Raw genomic sequence first — 18,551 nt, 5'->3', positions numbered from 1 at the left:
AGCCATAGGTTTGGCGAGCGTTCCTACACTTCTTTTCATTCCGTCATGCTAAAGATATTCAACTCACTCAAGCGCGAAAAGCAGATATTCGAACCGATCGAGGCCAACAAGGTTCGCATGTATGTCTGTGGCATGACGGTTTACGACTACTGTCACCTCGGTCACGCCCGCGTGATGGTCGTCTTCGACATGGTGTACCGCTGGCTCAAGGCTTCCGGCTACGACGTCACCTATGTGCGCAACATCACCGACATCGATGACAAGATCATCCGTCGTGCTGCCGAGAACGGCGAGACGATCCAGCAGCTGACCGATCGCTTCATCGCCTACATGCACGAGGATGCCGACGCCCTCGGCGTGCTCCGTCCGGACCACGAGCCGCGGGCGACCGAGTTCGTGCCGCAGATGCAGGACATCATCAGCCAGCTCGAGCAGAACGGCCTGGCCTACCAGGCGGCAGACGGCGACGTCAATTACGCGGTGCGCAAGTTCCCGGGCTACGGCAAGCTCTCGGGCAAGTCGCTCGACGACTTGCGCGCCGGTGAACGTGTCGAGGTCGATAACGCCAAGCAGGATCCGCTCGACTTCGTCCTCTGGAAGCGGGCCAAGGCCGGCGAGCCGGCCTGGCCGTCGCGCTGGGGCGACGGGCGTCCGGGCTGGCACATCGAATGCTCGGCGATGAGCTCGTCGCTGCTCGGCAAGCACTTCGACATCCACGGCGGCGGTCAGGACCTGCAGTTCCCGCACCACGAGAACGAGATCGCCCAGTCCGAGGGCGCCAACTGCTGCAGCTACGTCAATTACTGGATGCACAACGGTTTTGTCAGGGTCGACAACGAAAAGATGTCGAAATCCCTGGGCAATTTCTTCACCATCCGCACCGTGCTCGAGAACTACGACGCCGAAGTCGTCCGCTTCTTCATCCTGCGCGCCCACTACCGCAGCCCGCTCAACTACTCGGATGCCCATCTCGACGACGCCCGGCGTTCGCTCGACAGCCTCTATTTCACGCTGCGCGACGTGCCGCCGCTGACGGTCGACATCGACTGGACGCAGGATTTCGCAGCCCGTTTCTCCGCCGCGCTGAACGAGGACTTCGATTCGCACGGCGCGATCGCCGTGCTCTTCGAACTGGCGGCCGAAGCCAACCGCCAGAAATCGGCTGCACTGTCCGGCCTGCTCAAGGCACTCGGCGGCGTCATCGGCCTGCTCGAACGCGAGCCGCTGGCCTACCTGCGCGCCGGCCCGGCCGCCGGCGGGCTCGACGAGGCGGCGATCGAGGCCCTGATCGCCCAGCGTGCCGATGCCAAGAAGGCGCGCGATTTCGCCACCGCCGACCGGGTCCGCGACGAACTCAAGGCGGCCGGCATCGTCCTCGACGACAGTCCGCAGGGAACCACCTGGCGCCGCGCCTGAGCGCCCTCGCCGGAAAAACGGAAACGGCCCGTGAAAACGGGCCGTTTTTTCGTGTCGACCGTCAGTGTCTCAGCGCAGGACCTTGCCGCCCGGGCCGATCACGGTCAGTTCGACGAAGCGCGAACCGTGGCGCGCGGTCGGCGAATAATTGACGCGGTAGCCGCCGAAATCGACGTTGCTGATGCTTTCCAGCGAACTGATCAGCTTGTCGCGGCTGAGGTCGCGGCCGGCGCGGCGCAGGCCTTCGACCATCGTGCGCGCGGTCAGGTAGGCCTCGAGGCCGTAGTAGGAATAGCTGCCGGCCTTGGCGGCGAGCTTCTGGTAATCGCGGACGACCGGCACGATGTCGTTCCAGGGGTAGGGCACGACCTGCGAGATGCCGATGCCGCGGGCTTCCGGACCGAGTTCCTGGACCAGTTGCTCGGTGCCGACCGGCGATAGTGTCATGAACATCGGATTCTGGCCGGCCCGCTTCATCGCCCGGACGAAGGCCGCGGTCGGCTTGTACAGCGTGACCATGACGACCGCCTGGGGGTTGCTCTTGGCAATTGCCTGAACCGCGGCATTGACGTCGAGCGAATTGCGCTCGACGGTGCCGACCGCCGACGGCGCCAGGTTATGTTTCTTCAGCGCCGCGGCGACGCCTTCGAGACCGGCCTTGCCGAAGCCGTCGTTCTGGTAGAAGACGGCGATGCTGCGCAGGCCGATCGAAACCATCTGATTGACGATCGCCTCGGTTTCGTCGGCGTAGCTGGCGCGGACATGGAACATCAGCCGCGAGTTCGGATTGGCCGAGATCGGCTGGCGCAGCGTCGCGGCGCCCGAAATGGTGCCGACCAGCGGTACGCCGGCCGGGCCGAAGACGGTGTTCATGGCTTCGGTGGTCGGGCTCGAACCGTAGAAGGAGAGCAGCGCGAAGACCTTCTTGTCGTTGATCAGCGTGCGTGTGTTGGCAACCGTGCGCTCGGTTTCGTAGCCGTCGTCGAGGGCGACCAGTTGCAGCTTGCGGCCGTTGATGCCGCCGCCCTTGTTGACCTGGTCGAAGTAGCGTTCGACGGTCTGCCGCATGTCCTCGCCGTAGGCGCCGTTCGGCCCGGAGAAAGGCGCCGACATGCCGAGCGTGACGGTCGTGTCGGTGATGCCGTTATCGGCCCAACTGCTTGCCGACAGCGCGATGACGGCAGCGGCTCCGAGTCGTTTCAGGAATTTCATTTTTTTGCTCTCCCCCATGGTCGACCGTCCGATTCTAGCAGTGGAGAGGCGTTTGCGGGCAAGCCAGAAAAAAGGCGCCGGTTTTGCCGGCGCCTTTGGCGGTACTGGGCAAGGTCCGGAAATTATTCTCCGAAGAACTCCCGGACCTTGTCCATCCACGACTTGGCGCGGGGGTTGTGCTTGTGGTCGGAGTCCTTGCTCGATTCTTCCAGTTCGCGCAGCAGTTCCTTCTGGCGGTCGGTGAGGTTGACCGGCGTCTCGACGACGACGTGGCACATCAGGTCGCCGTGGGTATGGCTGCGGACGCCCTTGATGCCCTTGCCGCGCAGGCGGAAGACCCGCCCGGACTGGGTTTCCGGCGGAATCTTGATGGCTGCGGCGCCATCCAGCGTCGGGATCTCGATCTCGCCGCCGAGTGCCGCGGTGGTGAAGGAGATCGGCATCTCGCAGTGCAGGTCGTTGTGGTCGCGCTGGAACACCGCGTGCTGCTTGAGGTGGATCTGCACGTAGAGGTCGCCCGGTGGGCCGCCGTTGACGCCGTGTTCGCCTTCGCCGGCCAGCCGGATGCGATCGCCTTCGTCCACACCGGCCGGAATCTTCACCGCCAGCGTCTTGTGCTGCTTGATGCGGCCGGCGCCGCCACAGGATTTGCACGGGTCGGCAATGAAGCGGCCGGTGCCGTGGCACTTGTGGCAGGTCTGCTGGATCGAGAAGAAGCCCTGTTGCAGGCGGACCTGGCCGGAACCGTTACAGGTCGGGCAGGTCTTCGGCTGGGTGCCGGCCTTGGCGCCGGAGCCGTGGCAGGCGTCGCATTCCTCCATCGTCGGGATGCGGATCTTGGTCTCGGTACCGTGCGCTGCCTGTTCGAGGGTGATCTCGAGGTTGTAGCGCAGGTCGGCGCCGCGGTAGATGTTCGAGCGCCCACCGCCGCCACCGCCCCGGCCACCGAAGATTTCGTCGAAGATGCCGCCGAAGGCGTCGGCAAAACCGGCGCCGCCGCCACCGCCGCCGAAACCGCCCATGCCGGCTTGCGGGTCGACGCCGGCGTGGCCGTACTGGTCGTAGGCGGCGCGCTTCTGCGCGTCCGACAGGATTTCGTAGGCTTCCTTGGCTTCCTTGAACTTTTCCTCGGCCGCCGGATTGTCCGGGTTGCGGTCGGGGTGGTATTTCATCGCCAGCTTGCGGTAGGCCTTCTTGATCTCGTCGTCGGCCGCATCGCGGTTGACGCCGAGGATTTCGTAAAAGTCGCGTTTAGACATGCTGTGGTCCCGTCTATGTGACAAAGGCGCCGAGCGCCGCCGGAGGTCTCCGGAAGGCTCGGCGCCGCGTGCTCAGGCCAGGAATTACTTCTTGTCCTTGTTCACTTCCGTGAATTCGGCATCGACGACATCGCCTTCGACGGTCTTTTCCTTCGGCTGCTCGCCACCGGCGGCACCGGCGGCACCGGCTTCGGCCTGCTGCTGGGCGTACATCTTTTCACCCAGCTTCTGGGCGGCGGCCGACAGGGCTTCGGTCTTGGCGGTGATGACGTCCTTGTCGCCGTCGCGCAGCACGTCCTCGACATCCTTGATCGCCGCTTCGATGGCTTCCTTCTCGGCAGCGTCGAGCTTGTCGCCGTACTCGGTCAGGGACTTCTTGACCATGTGCACCATGCCGTCGGCCTGGTTGCGGGCGTCGGCGAGTTCGTGCGCCTTCTTGTCTTCCTCGGCGTGCAGCTCGGCGTCCTTGACCATGCGTTGAATTTCTTCTTCGCTCAGGCCGGAGTTGGCCTTGATGGTGATCTTGTTTTCCTTGCCGGTGGCCTTGTCCTTGGCGGTGACGTGCATGATGCCGTTGGCGTCGATGTCGAAGATGACCTCGATCTGCGGCGTGCCGCGCGGGGCCGGCGGGATGCCTTCCAGGTTGAACTGGCCGAGGCTCTTGTTGCCGGAGGCGACTTCGCGTTCGCCCTGCAGCACGTGGATGGTCACGGCGGACTGGTTGTCGTCGGCGGTGGAGAAGACCTGGCTGGCCTTGGTCGGGATCGTGGTGTTCTTCTGGATCAGCTTGGTCATGATGCCGCCCAGCGTCTCGATGCCGAGCGACAGCGGGGTCACGTCGAGCAGCAGCACGTCCTTGACTTCGCCTTGCAGCACGCCGCCCTGGATGGCGGCGCCGACGGCGACGGCTTCATCCGGGTTGACGTCCTTGCGCGGCTCCTTGCCGAACACTTCCTTGACCTTCTCCTGCACCTTCGGCATGCGCGACTGGCCGCCGACCAGGATCACGTCGTCGATGTCGCCGACCTTGCAGCCGGCATCCTTCAGCGCGGTCAGGCAGGGGGCGACGGTGCGCTCGATCAGTTCGTCGACCAGCGACTCGAACTTGGCACGGGTGATCTTCAGCGCCAGGTGCTTCGGACCGGAGGCGTCGGCGGTGATGTAGGGCAGGTTGATTTCGGTCTGCTGGCTGGAGGACAGCTCGATCTTGGCCTTTTCGGCGGCTTCCTTGAGGCGTTGCAGGGCGAGCACGTCCTTCTTCAGGTCGGTGCCGGATTCCTTCTTGAATTCGTCGATGATGTAGTCGATCAGGCGCTGGTCGAAGTCTTCGCCACCGAGGAAGGTGTCGCCGTTGGTGGCCAACACTTCGAACTGCTTTTCGCCATCGACGTCGGCGATTTCGATGATGGAGATGTCGAAGGTGCCGCCGCCGAGGTCATAGACGGCGATCTTCTTGTCCTTGCCGGCGACCTTGTCCATGCCGAAGGCGAGGGCAGCGGCGGTCGGCTCGTTGATGATGCGCTTGACTTCCAGACCGGCGATGCGGCCGGCGTCCTTGGTGGCCTGGCGCTGGCTGTCGTTGAAGTAGGCCGGCACGGTGATGACGGCTTCGGTGACTTCCTCGCCGAGGTAGTCTTCGGCGGTCTTCTTCATCTTGCGCAGCACTTCGGCGGAGACCTGCGGCGGCGCGATCTTCTTGTCGCGCGCTTCGACCCAGGCGTCGCCATTGTCGGCCTTGGTGATCTTGAAGGGCATCAGGGCGATGTCCTTCTGCACTTCCTTCTCTTCGAAGCGGCGGCCGATCAGGCGCTTGACCGCGTACAGCGTGTTCTTCGGGTTGGTCACGGCCTGGCGCTTGGCCGGGGCGCCGACCAGGATCTCGCCGTCTTCGGTGTAGCCGATGATCGACGGCGTGGTGCGCGCGCCTTCCGCGTTCTCGATGACCTTGGGGGTGCCGCCTTCCATGATGGCGACGCAGCTGTTGGTGGTGCCGAGGTCGATACCGATGATCTTGCCCATGATGTTCTTTCCTGAAAGTGAATTACCGATGTTCGTGAAGTGGGGATGGCGATCCCGATTTCAAGCGGTTTTTTACGGTCGACCGTAAAAAACGGCGATTTTTGCTATTTGCCCTTGGCGACCATGACCAGGGCCGGACGCAGGACGCGGTCGGCGATCAGGTAGCCCTTCTGCAGGACGGTGACGACGGTGTTGGCTTCCTGCTCCGAATCGACCATGCCGATCGCCTGGTGCTGGTGCGGGTCGAACTTCTCGCCGACCGGATTGACTTCGATCAGCGCATTCTTTTCGAAAGCCGAAACCAGTTGCTTGAGGGTCAGTTCGACGCCGGACTGGAAGCTGTCCACGGTCTGCTCGGGCACGGCCAGCGCCGCCTCGAGGCTGTCCTTGACGGCCAGCAGTTCGCCGGCGAATTTCTCGACAGCGAATTTGTGCGCCTTGCTGATGTCTTCCTGGGCGCGGCGGCGGATGTTCTCGCCCTCGGCCTTGGCGCGCAGCCAGGCGTCGTGGGTTTCGGCGACCTTCAGTTCGAGGGCGCGCAGCTGCTCCTCGAGGCTGGGCAGCGTGTCGATGTGCGATTCGCCGGCGGCCGGCGTTTCTGCGTTCAGGTTTTCCTGCGGGATTTCCGGGTTGGACATGGTGTTTCTCCAAAAAGGCTGTTCGCTAGATGGGGATGCTCCGGCGCCTTTCAAGAGCCGCCGGGAACTTTTTGTCTACACTTGTTTACAGTGCTGGCCGAAACCTCGTGCTAGCATCGGTTCAAAGGTTTTTCCGAACGCACCGGACATGGAATCAATAGGCAAGTACCGCGTCATCCGCGAGCTGGGCAAGGGGGCCACCGCCACCGTCTATCTTTGCGACGATCCGGACAATGCGCGCCAGGTGGCGGTCAAGGTGATCCGCTTCGGCCAGGATTGCGCGGCGATGTCGCGGCGCATGCGCAAGCTGTTCCAGAACGAGGGGATGGTCTCGCGCCGGCTCGATCATCCGAACATCGTGCGCGTCTTCGACGCTGTCGTCGAGGACGATTTCGCCTACCTGGCGATGGAGTACGTCGACGGCTTCAGCCTCGAGGAGCACTGTCGCATCGACAGGCTGCTGCCGATGCACCGGGTCATCGGCATCATCTTCAAATGCTGCATGGCGCTCGATGCCGCCTACCGCCAGGGCATCATCCACCGCGACATCAAGCCGGCCAACATCATGGTCGCTGCCGGCGACGAGGCCAAGATCGCCGATTTCGGCCTGGCCCTGAACATGAACAAGGATCTTGACCGCGACTCGACCTTCATCATGGGCGTCGGTTCGCCGGCCTACATGTCGCCGGAGCAGATCAAGGGCTACCCGCTGAACCAGAAGACCGACCTCTACTCGCTCGGCGTGGTGATGTTCCAGCTGCTCACCGGGCGGCTGCCGTTTCGCGCCAACAACCAGGCGACGCTGGTGTACAAGATCGTCAATACCGATGCGCCAGCGGTCACCGCGCTCAATCCGAACCTGCCCGAGGGGCTCAACGCGATCCTGCGCAAGGCGCTGGAGAAGGATCTGTACAGCCGTTACCGCAACGGTGCCGAAATGGCCAAGGATCTCTCGGCGGTGCGCTACCAGATTCTCGACGACGACGAAACGGCGCAGGATAACCGGCATTTCGAACAGTTGCGCCGGACCGAGTTCTTCACCGAGTTCGAGAATATCGAACTGTGGGAGGTGCTGCGTGTCTCGGTCTGGCGCGAAGTTGCCGCCAATGTCGCGCTGATCCGCGAAGGTACCAACAGCAAGGTCTTCGGGATCATCATCAGCGGTTGCGTCGAAGTATCGGTCGGCGGCAAGGCGCTCTGCCGCCTCGGTCCGGGCGAGCCGGTCGGGGAGGTCGCCTTCCTGCATCCGGCGAGCGACCTGCGCCACGCCACCGTGGTCACGCTCGAACCGACGCTCTTCGTCGAGATCAATGCCTCGGCCCTGGCGCTATCTTCGGAGGAGCTCGGCGAGCGCATGCGCAATGCCCTGCTGGCACGCCTGATCGGGCGCCTGCGCGAAGTCAACAAGATTGCCGCCAGTCTTGGCCAGAAGGCCCTGAATCCGGCCACCAGCTCGCAATACGGCAGCGGTCTAAACCTCGAGCTGTCGCCCGACTGAGCCGGGCCCCGGCGACGGCATTCGGCGCCGCCGCCGGCTACCGGTCAGACCTTGAAGCGGCCGACCAGGTTGGCCAGGCCGTCGGCCAGGCGCTTCAGATCGTGGGCTGCGCCGGCAGTCTGCTCGACGGCGCCGGTATTGTCGCGGGCCATGCCGGCGATCGCCTCGATGCTGGTCTCGACGTCTCCGGAGAAACGGCGCTGCTGGTCGGTGGCACTGGCGATCGCCTCGAGACCGTGGTCCACCTCGCTGACCGAGCCGTTGGTCGCCTGGAGCACGCTGGAGACCGAGGCAACGGCTGCCTGGCTGGTTTCCAGATGGTGAATGCCGGCCTCGATGCTGCGCCGGACGGCGACCGACTGGGCGCTCAGGTTGGCAGTGATCGAGTCGATCTCGCTGGCCGAACGCGACGATTTTTCTGCCAGCTTGCGCACTTCGTCGGCGACGACCGCGAAGCCGCGGCCCTGCTCGCCGGCCCGCGCCGCCTCGATGGCGGCATTCAGCGCCAGCAGGTTGGTCTGCTCGGCGATGTCCTTGACCTCGCGGGTCATCGTCGTGATCGCTTCGGTGTTGCGCACGAAGTTATTGACCGATTCGGCCATTTCCTTGACTGCGCTCTCGACGACGTTCATTTCTCCGAGCAGCGTCTGCAGGTTGCGGCTGCCCTCGTTGGCCCTGGCCAGGCTTTCCTGCGACTGATGCTGGACGTGCTCGGCGCTCTGGGCGATCGACGAGATGCTGGAAACCAGCTGCTCGACGGCCGCTGCGGCGTCGTTCGATTTCTCGTTCTGCAGGTGCGAACTCTGCGATACCCGGTCAGCGCTGTCGGATAGGGCCGAGACGCGGGCCGAGACCTGGCTGGCAGCATCGCGGACCTGGCTGACCAGTTGCTGGAAGTTGCCCATCATCTCGTTGAAGACATAGGCCGACTGGCCGACTTCGTCCTTGCCGCTGACCGGCAGGCGGCGCGTCAGGTCGCCTTCGCCGCGGGCGATGTCGCGCAGTCCCTGGCGCAGCTGCTCGAGCGGCGCGGTGACGAAGTGGTGGGTCAGGAAATAGATGATCAGCAGCAGCGCGCCCAGCGCGCCGAGTGCGGCGCCAGCGATCTTCAGGCGGAAGCTGGCGACTTCGGCCTCGACCGAGTCGAGCGAGACCTTCATGCTGACCAGGCCGAGAACCGTGCCTTCGGGGACCTGGTGGCAGACGATGCAATCCTTGCCGAGGTAGTTGGGCGAGGCATTGGTCGGATTGATCACGCGCAGGAAGGAGCTGCCGTTCTCGTGCTCGACCGAGACGTACGGCTTGCCGTCGCGCATCACCTGCTGCTCGAGGCTGTCGAGCTCGCGCTTGCTCTTGGTGTCGGGGCCGTAGAGCTTGACCACGGCCTCGCTGCGGGCGACATGCAGATCCTTGATGATCGACAATTGCTTGATCTGGTCGAGGAAAACCTCGCGCTGGCCGACGGTGCCGGTGATCATCATCCCCGTCAGCCCGGCCATCGTCATCTCGTGGATGCTTTGCGAGAAATCCTTTGCCTGCTTGATCGCCGTGTCGCGGTTGACCTGGGTCATCCAGACGATGGCACCAGCCCAGATCAGCGCGAGGACAACCCAGATTGCAGCGGTGAGTCGGACCCAAATCTTCAAGTCGGCAAAACGTGGCATGTCTCGGTAACCTTTGTTGTCGTCGTTTTGACAGTCCCCTCAGACTGTCAGGTCTATTTGCTGGATTGTGCCAGCCCTCCCATCCTCATGCAAAAATATTCCTGAACTGCGTACCTGGCCGAGCATGCGGTTGTCGTGGGTGTTCAGGTCGAAGGGGCTGGCGACCCGGGCCAGCGCGATGGCGCCGACGCCGCTGTCGGCGAGCGTGCGCAGTGCGCCACCGCCTTCGCCATCGGGCTGCCACAGCCTGAGTTGCTCGAAGGCGGCATCGTTTTCGTCGATCCAGCCGTTGCCGTCATCGTCGAGAGCGGCAAGTTCCTGGAAGCCATCGCCGCTGTTCGGGCCGAACAGTTCGCGGCCGTCGTTGATCCGGCCGTCGCCGTTGCGGTCGAAGACCAGGTAGGCGCTGCCGCTGGCCAGGCGGGCGATCTGTTCGTCGTCGCCGTCGGCGTCGAGATCGAAGGCAAAGCGCTGGTCGACCAGGCTGGCGGCGTTGCCGGCAAAGTTGAGGACGAGCGGATCGACCTTCCTGGCCGCGTCGCCGAGGCGCAGGCTGACCGAGCTTTCCTCGTGGTACACCCGCGACATCGCCAGATCAAGCTGGAAGCCGATTTCGCGGCCGTCGGCAGTCTTGACCGTGCCGCTTGCCGAGAAACTGGTGTACTCGGCCTCGGTGTAGGACTCGTGGTAGTCGTATTCGATGCCGTAACCGGCTGGCTGCTGTGCCTGGGCCGCTGCTGCTGCCGGTGCCGCTGCGCCGTTCTCCGCTTTCAGGTCGCTCTGGTTGAAGACGCGCATGCGCTTGCCGGTAAGCATCTCGAGCATCATCCGGATCAGTGTCGTCTTCGGGTCGGTGTCGAGTTCGCTGGCGGCGGCGTCGCTGGTTTCGGCCGCGGCGGCGGCGAGGCCGGCTTCGGAAAGGACAACTTCGGCCGCCGGGCGGGCGTTGCCGTTGCCCTCGAAATCCGGGCGCTGCGGGCCGACCCACATGCGCAGCGATTCGTTGACTTCATGGCGTTGCAGGCTGGCGTGCGACGAGGCCATCTGGAGTTCGGCGCTGGCGATTTTCATGGTGGCCTCCGGGCAGTGTGCAGTGACACACTGTTAACGGCCGCCGAAGGCAAATATTAAATCGTGCCGGAATGCGGTGCCAGCCAGCGTTTCAGCGAAGACAGGTCGAGCGCGCCGCTGTGCCGGGCGATTTCGCGGCCGTCGCGGAAGACGATCAGCGTCGGGATGCTGCGGATGGCGAAGCGGGCGGCGAGCGCCGGGTTGGCCTCGGTGTCGACCTTGAGGAAGCGGAGCTGCGGTTCGAGCTCGCTGGCCGCCTGCGCGAAGGCCGGCGCCATCATCCGGCAGGGGCCGCACCAGGCGGCCCAGAAGTCGACCACCAGCGGCAATTCGCTGCGCGTCAGCTGGCGCTCGAAGGTGTCGCCGTCGACGGCCAGCGGCGTGCCGGTGAATAGCGGTCGATGGCATTGGCCGCAGTTCGGTGCGGCGCCGGTTTTTGCCCGCGGCAGGCGGTTGACCGCAACACAGTGCGGGCAGACGAGGTGCAGGGATTCGCTCATGCTTGGCTCCTGGATATCAGTAGATGCTGATATGTGGGCGAAGCCCGCCGATTCAAGTCGTCGCGCCGTGCTTTCGGGCCGCCGCGGCGCTTGCGGCGAGTGCCTGCGGATCGTCGGCGCGGCGGGTTTCCCAGCCGCCGAGGTGGCGCTCGACGAGGTTGCCGAGCGCGGCGATCCAGTCCGGCGCTTCGTTGAGCGCAGGGATGTAGTGATAGGCCTGGCCACCGGCGGCCAGGAAGTCGTCGCGCCCCTCCTGGGCGATTTCCTCGAGCGTTTCCAGGCAGTCGGCGGAGAAGCCCGGGCAGATCACGTCAACCCGGCGCACCCCGGCCTGGCCCCAGGCGTGCAGGGTCGGCGCGGTGTAGGGCTGCAGCCATTCGGCCTTGCCGAAGCGGGACTGGAAGCAGATCTGGTACTGGTCGTCGCGCAGGCCGAGACGTTCGGCGAGCAGACGGCCAGTCTTGTGGCATTCGCAGAAGTAGGGGTCGCCGAGGTCGAGGCTGCGCCTGGGCAGGCCGTGGAAGCTCATGAGCAGGCGGTCACCGTCGCCCAGTCGGCCGACCTGCTGCCAGTGGCGCTCGACGCTGGCTGCGAGTGCTGCCAGGTAGCCATCGTCGTCGTGGTAATTGCGCAGGAAGCGCATCTCCGGCTGGTTGCGCGTCTGCAGCAGCCAGCGGGCAGCTTCGTCTACGACGGTGGCGGTGGTGCTGGCGGCGTACTGCGGATACATCGGCACGACCAGAATGCGGCGGTTGCCGGCGGCTTTCAGCCGGTCAAAAACGGCAGCGACCGAGGGTTGACCGTAACGCATCGCCCAGGCGACCTCGACCCGGTGACCGCGCTCGCCCAGCCAGCCCTTGAGCAGCTTGGCCTGGCGTTCGGTGTGCACGCGCAACGGCGAGCCTTCGTCGGTCCACACGGTGGCGTACTTTGCCGCCGATCTGGCCGGCCGGATATTGAGGATGATGCCATTGAGGATCAACCACCACAGTGCCTTGGGAATCTCGACCACGCGCGGGTCGGAGAGGAACTGCTTGAGATAGCGGCGCAAGGCCGGCGCAGTCGGCGCCTCGGGCGTGCCGAGGTTGACCAGGACGATGGCGGTGCCGGCGGGTGTGCCGTGGCGGTAGGGCGGTTCGGGCTGGAAGCGGGGCATCAGTTGTCGTTCTTGCCGGAAAGGGCGGAAGTGAGCAGGCGGGCGGTGATGTCGACGATCGGGATGACGCGCTCGTAGGCCATCCGGGTCGGGCCGATGACGCCGACCGAGCCGACCACCTGGCCGTCCACGCTGTAGGGGGCGGCGACGACGCTGCATTCGTCGAGCGTGGCGATGCCGGATTCGCCGCCGATGAAGATGCGCACGCCTTCGGCGCGGTTGGAAATGTCGAGCAGGCGCATCAGGCTGGAGCGCTGCTCGAACAGGTCGAACAACTCGCGCAGGCGCTGCATGTTCGACGAAAGTTCCTCGACATCGAGCAGGTTGCGCTCGCCGGAGATCACGTAGGGCTTGGCGTTTTCGTTGAGCGCGGCGTCGCCGGCCTCGAGGGCAAGCGACATCAGCGGCTTGATGTCGTCGCGCAGGCGCTGCAGTTCGCCGGCCAGGCGCTGGCGGATCTGCTCGAAATCGAGCCCGGCGAAATTCTGGTTCAGATAGTTCGCCGCCGCGACCAGTTCAGCCGGGCTGTAGGCCTTGTCGCTGCTGAGGATGCGGTTCTGCACGTCGCCGTCGGTGGTGACGATGATGAGCAGGATGCGCTTCTCGGACAGGCTGAGGAACTCGATCTGGCGGATGCGGTTGGCGGCACGGCGCGGGGCGATGACGACGCCGGCGAAGTGGGTCAGGCTGGAGAGCAGTTGCGAGGCATTGGCGATCACCTGGTTGGCCGGCAGGCCGTGCAGGGCTTCCTCCATCGCGCCCATCTGGCGGGCTTCGAGCGGCTGCACGGTGAGCAGGCTGTCGACGAACAGGCGGTAACCGCGCGCCGTCGGTACCCGTCCGGCCGAGGTGTGCGGGCTGGCGACGAAACCGGCTTCCTCGAGGTCGGCCATGACGTTGCGGATCGTCGCCGGCGACAGGTCGAGGCCGGAAAATTTCGACAAGGCGCGCGAGCCGACCGGTTGCCCGTCGGCAATGTAGTGTTCGACCAGGGCCTTGAGCAGGGTGCGCGAGCGATCATCAAGCATGGCGCTGATTTTACAGAAAACCGGCGGCGGCACGGCAAGCCGTTTTTTATGCAAGAATTCGCACCCATGAACCGTCTGCGCCAACCCCGCACCATCGCCCTCGTCGGCAAGTACCACAGCCCGGAAATCGCCGAATCGCTGCGGCGCCTGGCCGAGTACCTGCACGAGCGCGGCGTCTCGGTCTTTGTCGAGCGCGAGACCGCCGAACACATCGGCCGGCTGGTCGATCTGTCGCGCTGGGTCACCTGCGGTTTCAACGATATCGGCGCCCACGCCGACGTCGCCATCGTCCTCGGCGGCGACGGCACCATGCTCAACGCCGCCCGCCGGCTGGCCCGCTACTGCGTGCCGCTGGTCGGGGTCAACCAGGGCCGGCTCGGCTTCATGACCGACATTGCCCGCGACGACATGCTGAGCTGCATGGACGACCTGCTCGACGGCCGCTTCCTGCGCGAGAACCGCATGCTGCTGGCGGCCGAGGTGATCCGCGACGGTCGCGAGATCGCCACCAACATGGCACTCAACGACGTCGTCGTGGACAAGGGGGCGATCGGCCGGATGATCGAGTTCGAACTGTTCATCGACGGCGAGTTCATCTACAACCTGCGTTCCGATGGCCTGATCGTGTCCACGCCGACCGGCTCGACCGCCTATTCGCTGTCGGCCGGCGGCCCGATCCTGCATCCGACGCTGACCGGCATCGCCCTGGTGCCGCTTTGCCCGCACGCGCTGACCAATCGTCCGGTGATCGTCAACGACAGCGCCGACATCGAGCTGCGCATCGCCCATGCCGACGATCCGCGCGTGCACTTCGACGGCCAGCTGACGCTCGATCTGCAGACCGGCGACAGCGTTCGCCTGCGCCGTTCCGAACACACCATCTGTTTCCTGCATCCACCCGGTTACAGCTACTTCGCCATGCTGCGGCAGAAGCTGCAGTGGAGCGAGCGGCCCAAGGGATAAGCATGCTCCGTCACCTGACCCTGCGCGACTTCGTCATCGTCGACCGCCTCGAACTCGAATTTTCCGCCGGTTTCGGCACGCTGACCGGCGAAACCGGCGCCGGCAAGTCGATCCTGATCGACGCCCTGGCGCTGGCGCTCGGCGAGCGTGGCGACGCCGGCGTTGTTCGCGCCGGCTGCGACAAGGCCGAGATTGCCGCGACCTTCGATGTCGCCGCCGTGCCCGACGTCACCGCCTGGCTCGACGAAAATGGGCTCGACGCCGGCGATGAGCTGCTGCTGCGCCGGGTGGTCGACGCCAACGGCCGGTCGCGCGCCTGGATCAACGGTTCGTCGGCGACCGTCCAGCAACTGCGCGAAGTCGGCGAATGGCTGGTGGACATTCACGGTCAACATGCCCACCAGTCACTTTTGCGTGCCGATGCGCAGCGCCAGCTGCTTGACGGCCATGCCGGTCTGGGCGAGCTGGCGCGCGCAGTCGGTGGCGCCTGGAAGGACTGGCGCGACGCCGAACAGGCCTGGCGGACGGCGAGCGAAGGTGCTGCCGCGCTGCTGCGCGAGCGCGAACAACTGGAATGGCAGGTCGGCGAGCTGGCAGCGCTGGCCTTCACCGCCGACGAATGGAGCGAGCTCGACCTCGAGCATCGTCGCCTCGGTCATGCGGCCAGCCTGATCGAGGGTGCCCAGTACGCGCTCGCCGTGCTCGCCGAGGATGATGCTGCCTGCGAGCGCCAGATCGACCGCGTCGCCACCCGGCTGGCCGGGCTGGCCGACTACGATCCGGCGCTGGCCGAGGTGGCCGGGCTGCTCGGTTCGGTTCAGGCCGAGTTGGCGGACGCGGTGTCCACGCTGCGCCGCTATGCCGACCGTGCCGATCTCGATCCGTCGCGGTTGGCCGAAGTCGAAGCGCGGATGGATGCGGTCATGGCCCAGGCGCGCAAGCACCGGGTGCCGCCGGTCGAACTGCCGGCGCTGCTCGCCGGCTGGCAGGCGCGCTTGGCCGAACTGTCGGCGGCCGCCGATCTCGAAGGGCTGCGGACGCGTGTCGATGCACTGCGCAGCGCTTACCTGGAAGTCGCCGGGCGGTTGTCGGCCGGACGGCGCCAGGCAGCCGACGAGATGGGCGCCCGCGTCAGCGAGATCATGCGCCAGCTGGCACTGTCTTCCGGCCGTTTCGAGGTGGCGCTGTTGCCGGTCGATGGCGGCGCGGTGTACGGCCTCGAGCAGGTTGAATTCAGGATCGGCGGCCTTGCCGGTAACGAAGCCAGGGCGCTGGCCAAGGTTGCTTCCGGCGGCGAACTGTCGCGCATCAGCCTGGCCATCCAGGTTCTCACTTCGCGTTCGGCCAGCGTGCCGACGCTGATCTTCGACGAGGTCGATGTCGGCATCGGCGGTGGCGTTGCCGAGATCGTCGGCCGTCTGCTGCGCGAACTAGGCCGCGAACGCCAGGTGCTTTGCGTCACCCATCTGGCCCAGGTGGCGGCGCAGGCGGACTGGCAGTGGCAGGTGAGCAAGGCCAGCCGCGACGGCGTCGTCCTGTCGGCGATCCGGGCGCTCGATGACGACGGCCGGGTTCAGGAAATCGCGCGCATGCTGGGTGGCGTCGAGATCACCGGGATCACGCTCGAGCACGCCCGCGAACTGTTACGGTCGACGCCCGAAAAAGCCTGAAAACCGGGCCTAAAGACCAGCGATCAGGCGGCTGATCGCGTAAGCCGACAGGAGCAGGAAAAAAACGCCGCTGATGCGGTGAATCCAGACCAGCGGCAGACGGTTGAGCAGGCGGCGGCCGGCGACGATGCCGAGCAGCGATGTGCTCGCCAGCGCCAGCGTGGCCCCGGTCCAGATGGCTGCGGCGCTGCCGGTGCTGCCCAGCCCGGCGACGGCAATCTGCGTCTTGTCGCCGAATTCGGCGAGGAAGATGAGCAGGAAGGTGGTCGCGAAAATCCCGTGTCCGGGCTTTTCATCGATTGCCTCGTCCTCGTCTTCATCCTGATAGCGCAAGGCGCCGATGCCGAACACCGCGAACAGTACGGCGACAGCCGCCGTCACCGCCCAGTCCGGCAGCCAGCTGGCGACGGCCGCGCCGAACAGCACTGCCAGCAGATTGAGCAGTGCGAAGGCAGCGATCGCGCCGAATGCGACCGGCAGGCCGCGATGGCGTGAAGCGAGGGTCATGCAGACGAGCTGGCTCTTGTCGCCGAATTCGGCCAGGCCGATCACCAGAAAGCTGGTGCCGACCGAGGAGAGCCAGGCGCCGCTGAGCGGGGCGCCAGGATCGAGCATCGGGAGCGCTTACTTCTTGCCGGCTTCGTCCTCGCCCGGGTTGGGCAGGTGGTTGCTGCAGATGCCGTAGATGTAGAGGGCGTGCTCCTGGATCTTGAAGCCACGTTCCTCGGCGATCATCTGCTGGCGACGCTCGATTTCGGCGTCGTAGAACTCTTCGACCCGGCCGCATTCGACGCAGACCAGGTGGTCGTGGTGCTTGCCGTGGTTGATCTCGAACACGGCCTTGCCGGATTCGAAGAAATGGCGTTCGAGCAGGCCGGCCTGCTCGAACTGCGTCAGCACCCGATAGACGGTGGCCAGGCCGATATCCATGTTTTCGGCAATCAGCATCCGGTAGACGTCTTCGGCCGTCATGTGGCGCATCGTGCCCTTCTCGAACAGCTCAAGGATCTTCAGCCGGGGAAAGGTGGCCTTCAGGCCGATGCTCTTGAGGCTCTGCGGGTCGCTCATGTCGATGTTTCCTGTTTTTGTACGGGGCTGGGTATCTGATTATTTCGGGTATGATATACCGCTTCACAGCCGATACGAAACCTCCGGAATTCGCATGCGCCTTCCCCGCTCACTGCTCCTTGTCGCGGCCTGCTCGCTGCTGGCCGCCTGCTCCTACAAGCCGAGCTTCATCAACGAATACAAGATCGACGTCCAGCAGGGCAACGTCCTGACCCAGGACATGGTTGCCCAGCTCAAGCCGGGGCAGACGCGCGAACAGGTCCGTTTCATCCTGGGCAGTCCGCTGATTGCCGACATTTTTCACCGGCAGCGCTGGGACTACGTCTATCGCTTCCGCAATGGCCGCACCGGCGAGGAACAGAGTCGCCGCTTCTCGGTCTTCTTCAATGCCGAAGGTCGCCTCGAGCGCGTTGCCGGCGATGTCGAAGTGGCTTCGGTCGAGGAACTGACGACGCCGGTGTCACGGACCCGTCTGGTCGATCTCGGCACGATTTCCGAGGCTGCTGCCGCCGAGCCGGCGGAGCCGCCCGAAGAGCCGGGATTCGTCCGGCGCCTGTTGAACCGTATTGGGTTTTAAGCAATGAGCAAAGCACGTATTGGCATCGTCGGTGCCAGCGGCCGCATGGGCCGCATGTTGATCGAAGCGGTCCTCAAGGATGATGCCGTGGTTCTCGGCGGTGCCTTCGATCTTCCCGGTAGCCCGGCCATCGGCAGCAATGCCGGGGCGCTGGTCGGCCTGGGCAGTGACGTTCTGGTCAGCGGTGATCTCGCCGGTGGCATGAAGGACATCGATTGCCTGATCGATTTCACCCGTCCGGAGGGGACGCTGGAGCACCTGGAAATCTGCCGCAAGGCGGGGGTCGGCATCGTTATCGGCACGACCGGCATCGACACCGCCGGCAAGGCGGCGATTGCCGCGGCTGCCCGGGACGTGCCGGTGGTCTTCGCGCCGAACATGGCGGTTGGCGTGAATCTGGTGTTCAAGTTGCTCGACACGGCGGCGCGCATTCTCAACGAAGGCTACGACATCGAGATCGTCGAGGCGCATCACCGGATGAAGGTTGATGCCCCTTCGGGGACTGCGCTGCGCATGGGTGAAGTCGTTGCCAGTGCGCTTGGGCGCGATCTTGCCGATTGTGCTGTGTACGGCCGTGAGGGCGTCACCGGCGAGCGCGATCCGTCGACCATCGGTTTTGCCACCGTGCGCGGCGGCGACATCGTCGGCGACCATACGGTGATGTTCTGCGGACTCGGCGAGCGCGTCGAGATCACCCACAAGGCCAGCAGTCGCATGCCCTATGCCCTCGGTAGCCTGCGTGCCGCCCGTTTCATCTTCGGCCGCGCCAATGGCCTGTTCGACATGCAGGACGTTCTCGGCTTCCGCTGATC

The 18,551-nt window shown here is 65.0% G+C and carries 17 protein-coding genes; 6 read left to right on the top strand and 11 right to left on the bottom strand.

Features of this window, described 5'->3' with window-relative positions; genetic code table 11:
* Positions 1–45: 45 nt before the first annotated feature.
* Positions 46–1,416, top strand: a complete 1,371-nt coding sequence (gene cysS / locus DFR40_RS06710) for a cysteine--tRNA ligase (RefSeq protein WP_121457709.1) — start codon at positions 46–48, stop codon at positions 1,414–1,416.
* A 69-nt stretch (positions 1,417–1,485) separates the two neighbouring features.
* Here cysS and DFR40_RS06705 read toward each other — a convergent pair whose 3' ends face one another.
* From DFR40_RS06705 to grpE, 4 genes are all read right to left on the bottom strand, one after another.
* On the bottom strand, positions 1,486–2,628 hold the full coding sequence (locus DFR40_RS06705; protein WP_121457708.1) for an ABC transporter substrate-binding protein: 1,143 nt from the start codon (positions 2,626–2,628) through the stop codon (positions 1,486–1,488).
* 122 nt (positions 2,629–2,750) lie between these two features.
* Complete coding sequence (gene dnaJ / locus DFR40_RS06700) at positions 2,751–3,887, bottom strand: molecular chaperone DnaJ (protein ID WP_121457707.1); 1,137 nt, start codon at positions 3,885–3,887, stop codon at positions 2,751–2,753.
* 84 nt (positions 3,888–3,971) lie between these two features.
* Complete coding sequence (gene dnaK, locus DFR40_RS06695; protein WP_121457706.1) at positions 3,972–5,906, bottom strand: molecular chaperone DnaK; 1,935 nt, start codon at positions 5,904–5,906, stop codon at positions 3,972–3,974.
* 104 nt (positions 5,907–6,010) lie between these two features.
* Positions 6,011–6,544 (bottom strand): nucleotide exchange factor GrpE, encoded by a 534-nt coding sequence (gene grpE, locus DFR40_RS06690; RefSeq protein WP_121457705.1) that lies wholly within the window; start codon positions 6,542–6,544, stop codon positions 6,011–6,013.
* A gap of 148 nt (positions 6,545–6,692) precedes the next feature.
* Here grpE and DFR40_RS06685 point away from each other — a divergent pair, with 148 nt between their 5' ends.
* Positions 6,693–8,042, top strand: coding sequence for a protein kinase domain-containing protein (locus DFR40_RS06685; protein WP_121457704.1), 1,350 nt, complete (start codon positions 6,693–6,695; stop codon positions 8,040–8,042).
* Positions 8,043–8,086: 44 nt separating this feature from the next.
* Here DFR40_RS06685 and DFR40_RS06680 read toward each other — a convergent pair whose 3' ends face one another.
* From DFR40_RS06680 to hrcA, 5 genes are read right to left on the bottom strand one after another with little or no spacing between them, the layout of a single operon-like run.
* Entirely contained in the window at positions 8,087–9,688 is a 1,602-nt protein-coding gene (locus DFR40_RS06680; RefSeq protein WP_342767609.1) for a methyl-accepting chemotaxis protein, read from the bottom strand.
* Between the two features lie 57 nt (positions 9,689–9,745).
* The gene (locus tag DFR40_RS06675; protein ID WP_121457702.1) at positions 9,746–10,777 is read right to left on the bottom strand and encodes a VCBS repeat-containing protein; all 1,032 of its coding nucleotides are present in this window, start codon (positions 10,775–10,777) and stop codon (positions 9,746–9,748) included.
* Positions 10,778–10,833: 56 nt separating this feature from the next.
* Positions 10,834–11,277, bottom strand: a complete 444-nt coding sequence (trxC, locus tag DFR40_RS06670) for a thioredoxin TrxC (protein WP_121457701.1) — start codon at positions 11,275–11,277, stop codon at positions 10,834–10,836.
* Between the two features lie 52 nt (positions 11,278–11,329).
* Positions 11,330–12,433, bottom strand: coding sequence for a ferrochelatase (gene hemH, locus DFR40_RS06665; RefSeq protein WP_121457700.1), 1,104 nt, complete (start codon positions 12,431–12,433; stop codon positions 11,330–11,332).
* On the bottom strand, positions 12,433–13,461 hold the full coding sequence (hrcA, locus tag DFR40_RS06660) for a heat-inducible transcriptional repressor HrcA (RefSeq protein ID WP_121457699.1): 1,029 nt from the start codon (positions 13,459–13,461) through the stop codon (positions 12,433–12,435). The genes hemH and hrcA overlap by 1 nt, the downstream gene beginning before the upstream one ends.
* A 48-nt stretch (positions 13,462–13,509) precedes the next feature.
* On the opposite strand from hrcA, the gene DFR40_RS06655 reads away from it, so the two are divergent.
* Both DFR40_RS06655 and recN read left to right on the top strand, forming a co-directional pair.
* A complete protein-coding gene (locus DFR40_RS06655; RefSeq protein WP_121457698.1) occupies positions 13,510–14,424 on the top strand; it encodes an NAD kinase in 915 nt (304 codons plus the stop codon).
* A 2-nt stretch (positions 14,425–14,426) separates the two neighbouring features.
* Positions 14,427–16,094: a DNA repair protein RecN gene (gene recN, locus DFR40_RS06650; protein WP_121457697.1), complete on the top strand. Its 1,668-nt coding sequence runs from the start codon at positions 14,427–14,429 to the stop codon at positions 16,092–16,094.
* 9 nt (positions 16,095–16,103) lie between these two features.
* On the opposite strand, the gene DFR40_RS06645 is transcribed toward recN, so the two are convergent.
* Both DFR40_RS06645 and fur read right to left on the bottom strand, forming a co-directional pair.
* Positions 16,104–16,709 carry a TMEM165/GDT1 family protein gene (locus tag DFR40_RS06645; RefSeq protein WP_121457696.1) on the bottom strand — a complete coding sequence of 202 codons (606 nt, stop codon included), beginning with the start codon at positions 16,707–16,709 and terminating at the stop codon, positions 16,104–16,106.
* 9 nt (positions 16,710–16,718) lie between these two features.
* On the bottom strand, positions 16,719–17,162 hold the full coding sequence (gene fur, locus DFR40_RS06640; protein ID WP_121457695.1) for a ferric iron uptake transcriptional regulator: 444 nt from the start codon (positions 17,160–17,162) through the stop codon (positions 16,719–16,721).
* Positions 17,163–17,256: 94 nt separating this feature from the next.
* Between fur and DFR40_RS06635 the strand changes: the two genes are divergently transcribed.
* A complete protein-coding gene (locus tag DFR40_RS06635) occupies positions 17,257–17,739 on the top strand; it encodes an outer membrane protein assembly factor BamE (RefSeq protein WP_121457694.1) in 483 nt (160 codons plus the stop codon).
* Between the two features lie 3 nt (positions 17,740–17,742).
* Positions 17,743–18,549 (top strand): 4-hydroxy-tetrahydrodipicolinate reductase, encoded by an 807-nt coding sequence (gene dapB, locus DFR40_RS06630; RefSeq protein WP_121457693.1) that lies wholly within the window; start codon positions 17,743–17,745, stop codon positions 18,547–18,549.
* Positions 18,550–18,551: the final 2 nt, after the last annotated feature.

The sequence above is a fragment of the Azonexus fungiphilus genome (assembly GCF_003634965.1).
In the GTDB taxonomy this organism is placed as follows: Bacteria; Pseudomonadota; Gammaproteobacteria; order Burkholderiales; family Rhodocyclaceae; genus Azonexus; species Azonexus fungiphilus.
The sequence above is the reverse complement of the archived record's forward strand: the minus strand, read 5'-3'. Positions and strand labels throughout refer to the sequence as shown.

Bases quoted from the DNA above. Each gene is read 5' to 3' on its own strand.
- DFR40_RS06675 (WP_121457702.1), bottom strand. From the start codon at position 10,777: ATGAAAATCGCCAGCGCCGAACTCCAGATGGCCTCGTCGCACGCCAGC.
- DFR40_RS06685 (WP_121457704.1), top strand. From the start codon at position 6,693: ATGGAATCAATAGGCAAGTACCGCGTCATCCGCGAGCTGGGCAAGGGG.
- fur (WP_121457695.1), bottom strand. From the start codon at position 17,162: ATGAGCGACCCGCAGAGCCTCAAGAGCATCGGCCTGAAGGCCACCTTT.
- DFR40_RS06645 (WP_121457696.1), bottom strand. From the start codon at position 16,709: ATGCTCGATCCTGGCGCCCCGCTCAGCGGCGCCTGGCTCTCCTCGGTC.
- DFR40_RS06705 (WP_121457708.1), bottom strand. From the start codon at position 2,628: ATGAAATTCCTGAAACGACTCGGAGCCGCTGCCGTCATCGCGCTGTCG.
- trxC (WP_121457701.1), bottom strand. From the start codon at position 11,277: ATGAGCGAATCCCTGCACCTCGTCTGCCCGCACTGTGTTGCGGTCAAC.
- dnaJ (WP_121457707.1), bottom strand. From the start codon at position 3,887: ATGTCTAAACGCGACTTTTACGAAATCCTCGGCGTCAACCGCGATGCG.
- DFR40_RS06635 (WP_121457694.1), top strand. From the start codon at position 17,257: ATGCGCCTTCCCCGCTCACTGCTCCTTGTCGCGGCCTGCTCGCTGCTG.
- dapB (WP_121457693.1), top strand. From the start codon at position 17,743: ATGAGCAAAGCACGTATTGGCATCGTCGGTGCCAGCGGCCGCATGGGC.
- hrcA (WP_121457699.1), bottom strand. From the start codon at position 13,461: ATGCTTGATGATCGCTCGCGCACCCTGCTCAAGGCCCTGGTCGAACAC.
- recN (WP_121457697.1), top strand. From the start codon at position 14,427: ATGCTCCGTCACCTGACCCTGCGCGACTTCGTCATCGTCGACCGCCTC.
- DFR40_RS06655 (WP_121457698.1), top strand. From the start codon at position 13,510: ATGCAAGAATTCGCACCCATGAACCGTCTGCGCCAACCCCGCACCATC.
- dnaK (WP_121457706.1), bottom strand. From the start codon at position 5,906: ATGGGCAAGATCATCGGTATCGACCTCGGCACCACCAACAGCTGCGTC.
- grpE (WP_121457705.1), bottom strand. From the start codon at position 6,544: ATGTCCAACCCGGAAATCCCGCAGGAAAACCTGAACGCAGAAACGCCG.
- hemH (WP_121457700.1), bottom strand. From the start codon at position 12,433: ATGCCCCGCTTCCAGCCCGAACCGCCCTACCGCCACGGCACACCCGCC.
- cysS (WP_121457709.1), top strand. From the start codon at position 46: ATGCTAAAGATATTCAACTCACTCAAGCGCGAAAAGCAGATATTCGAA.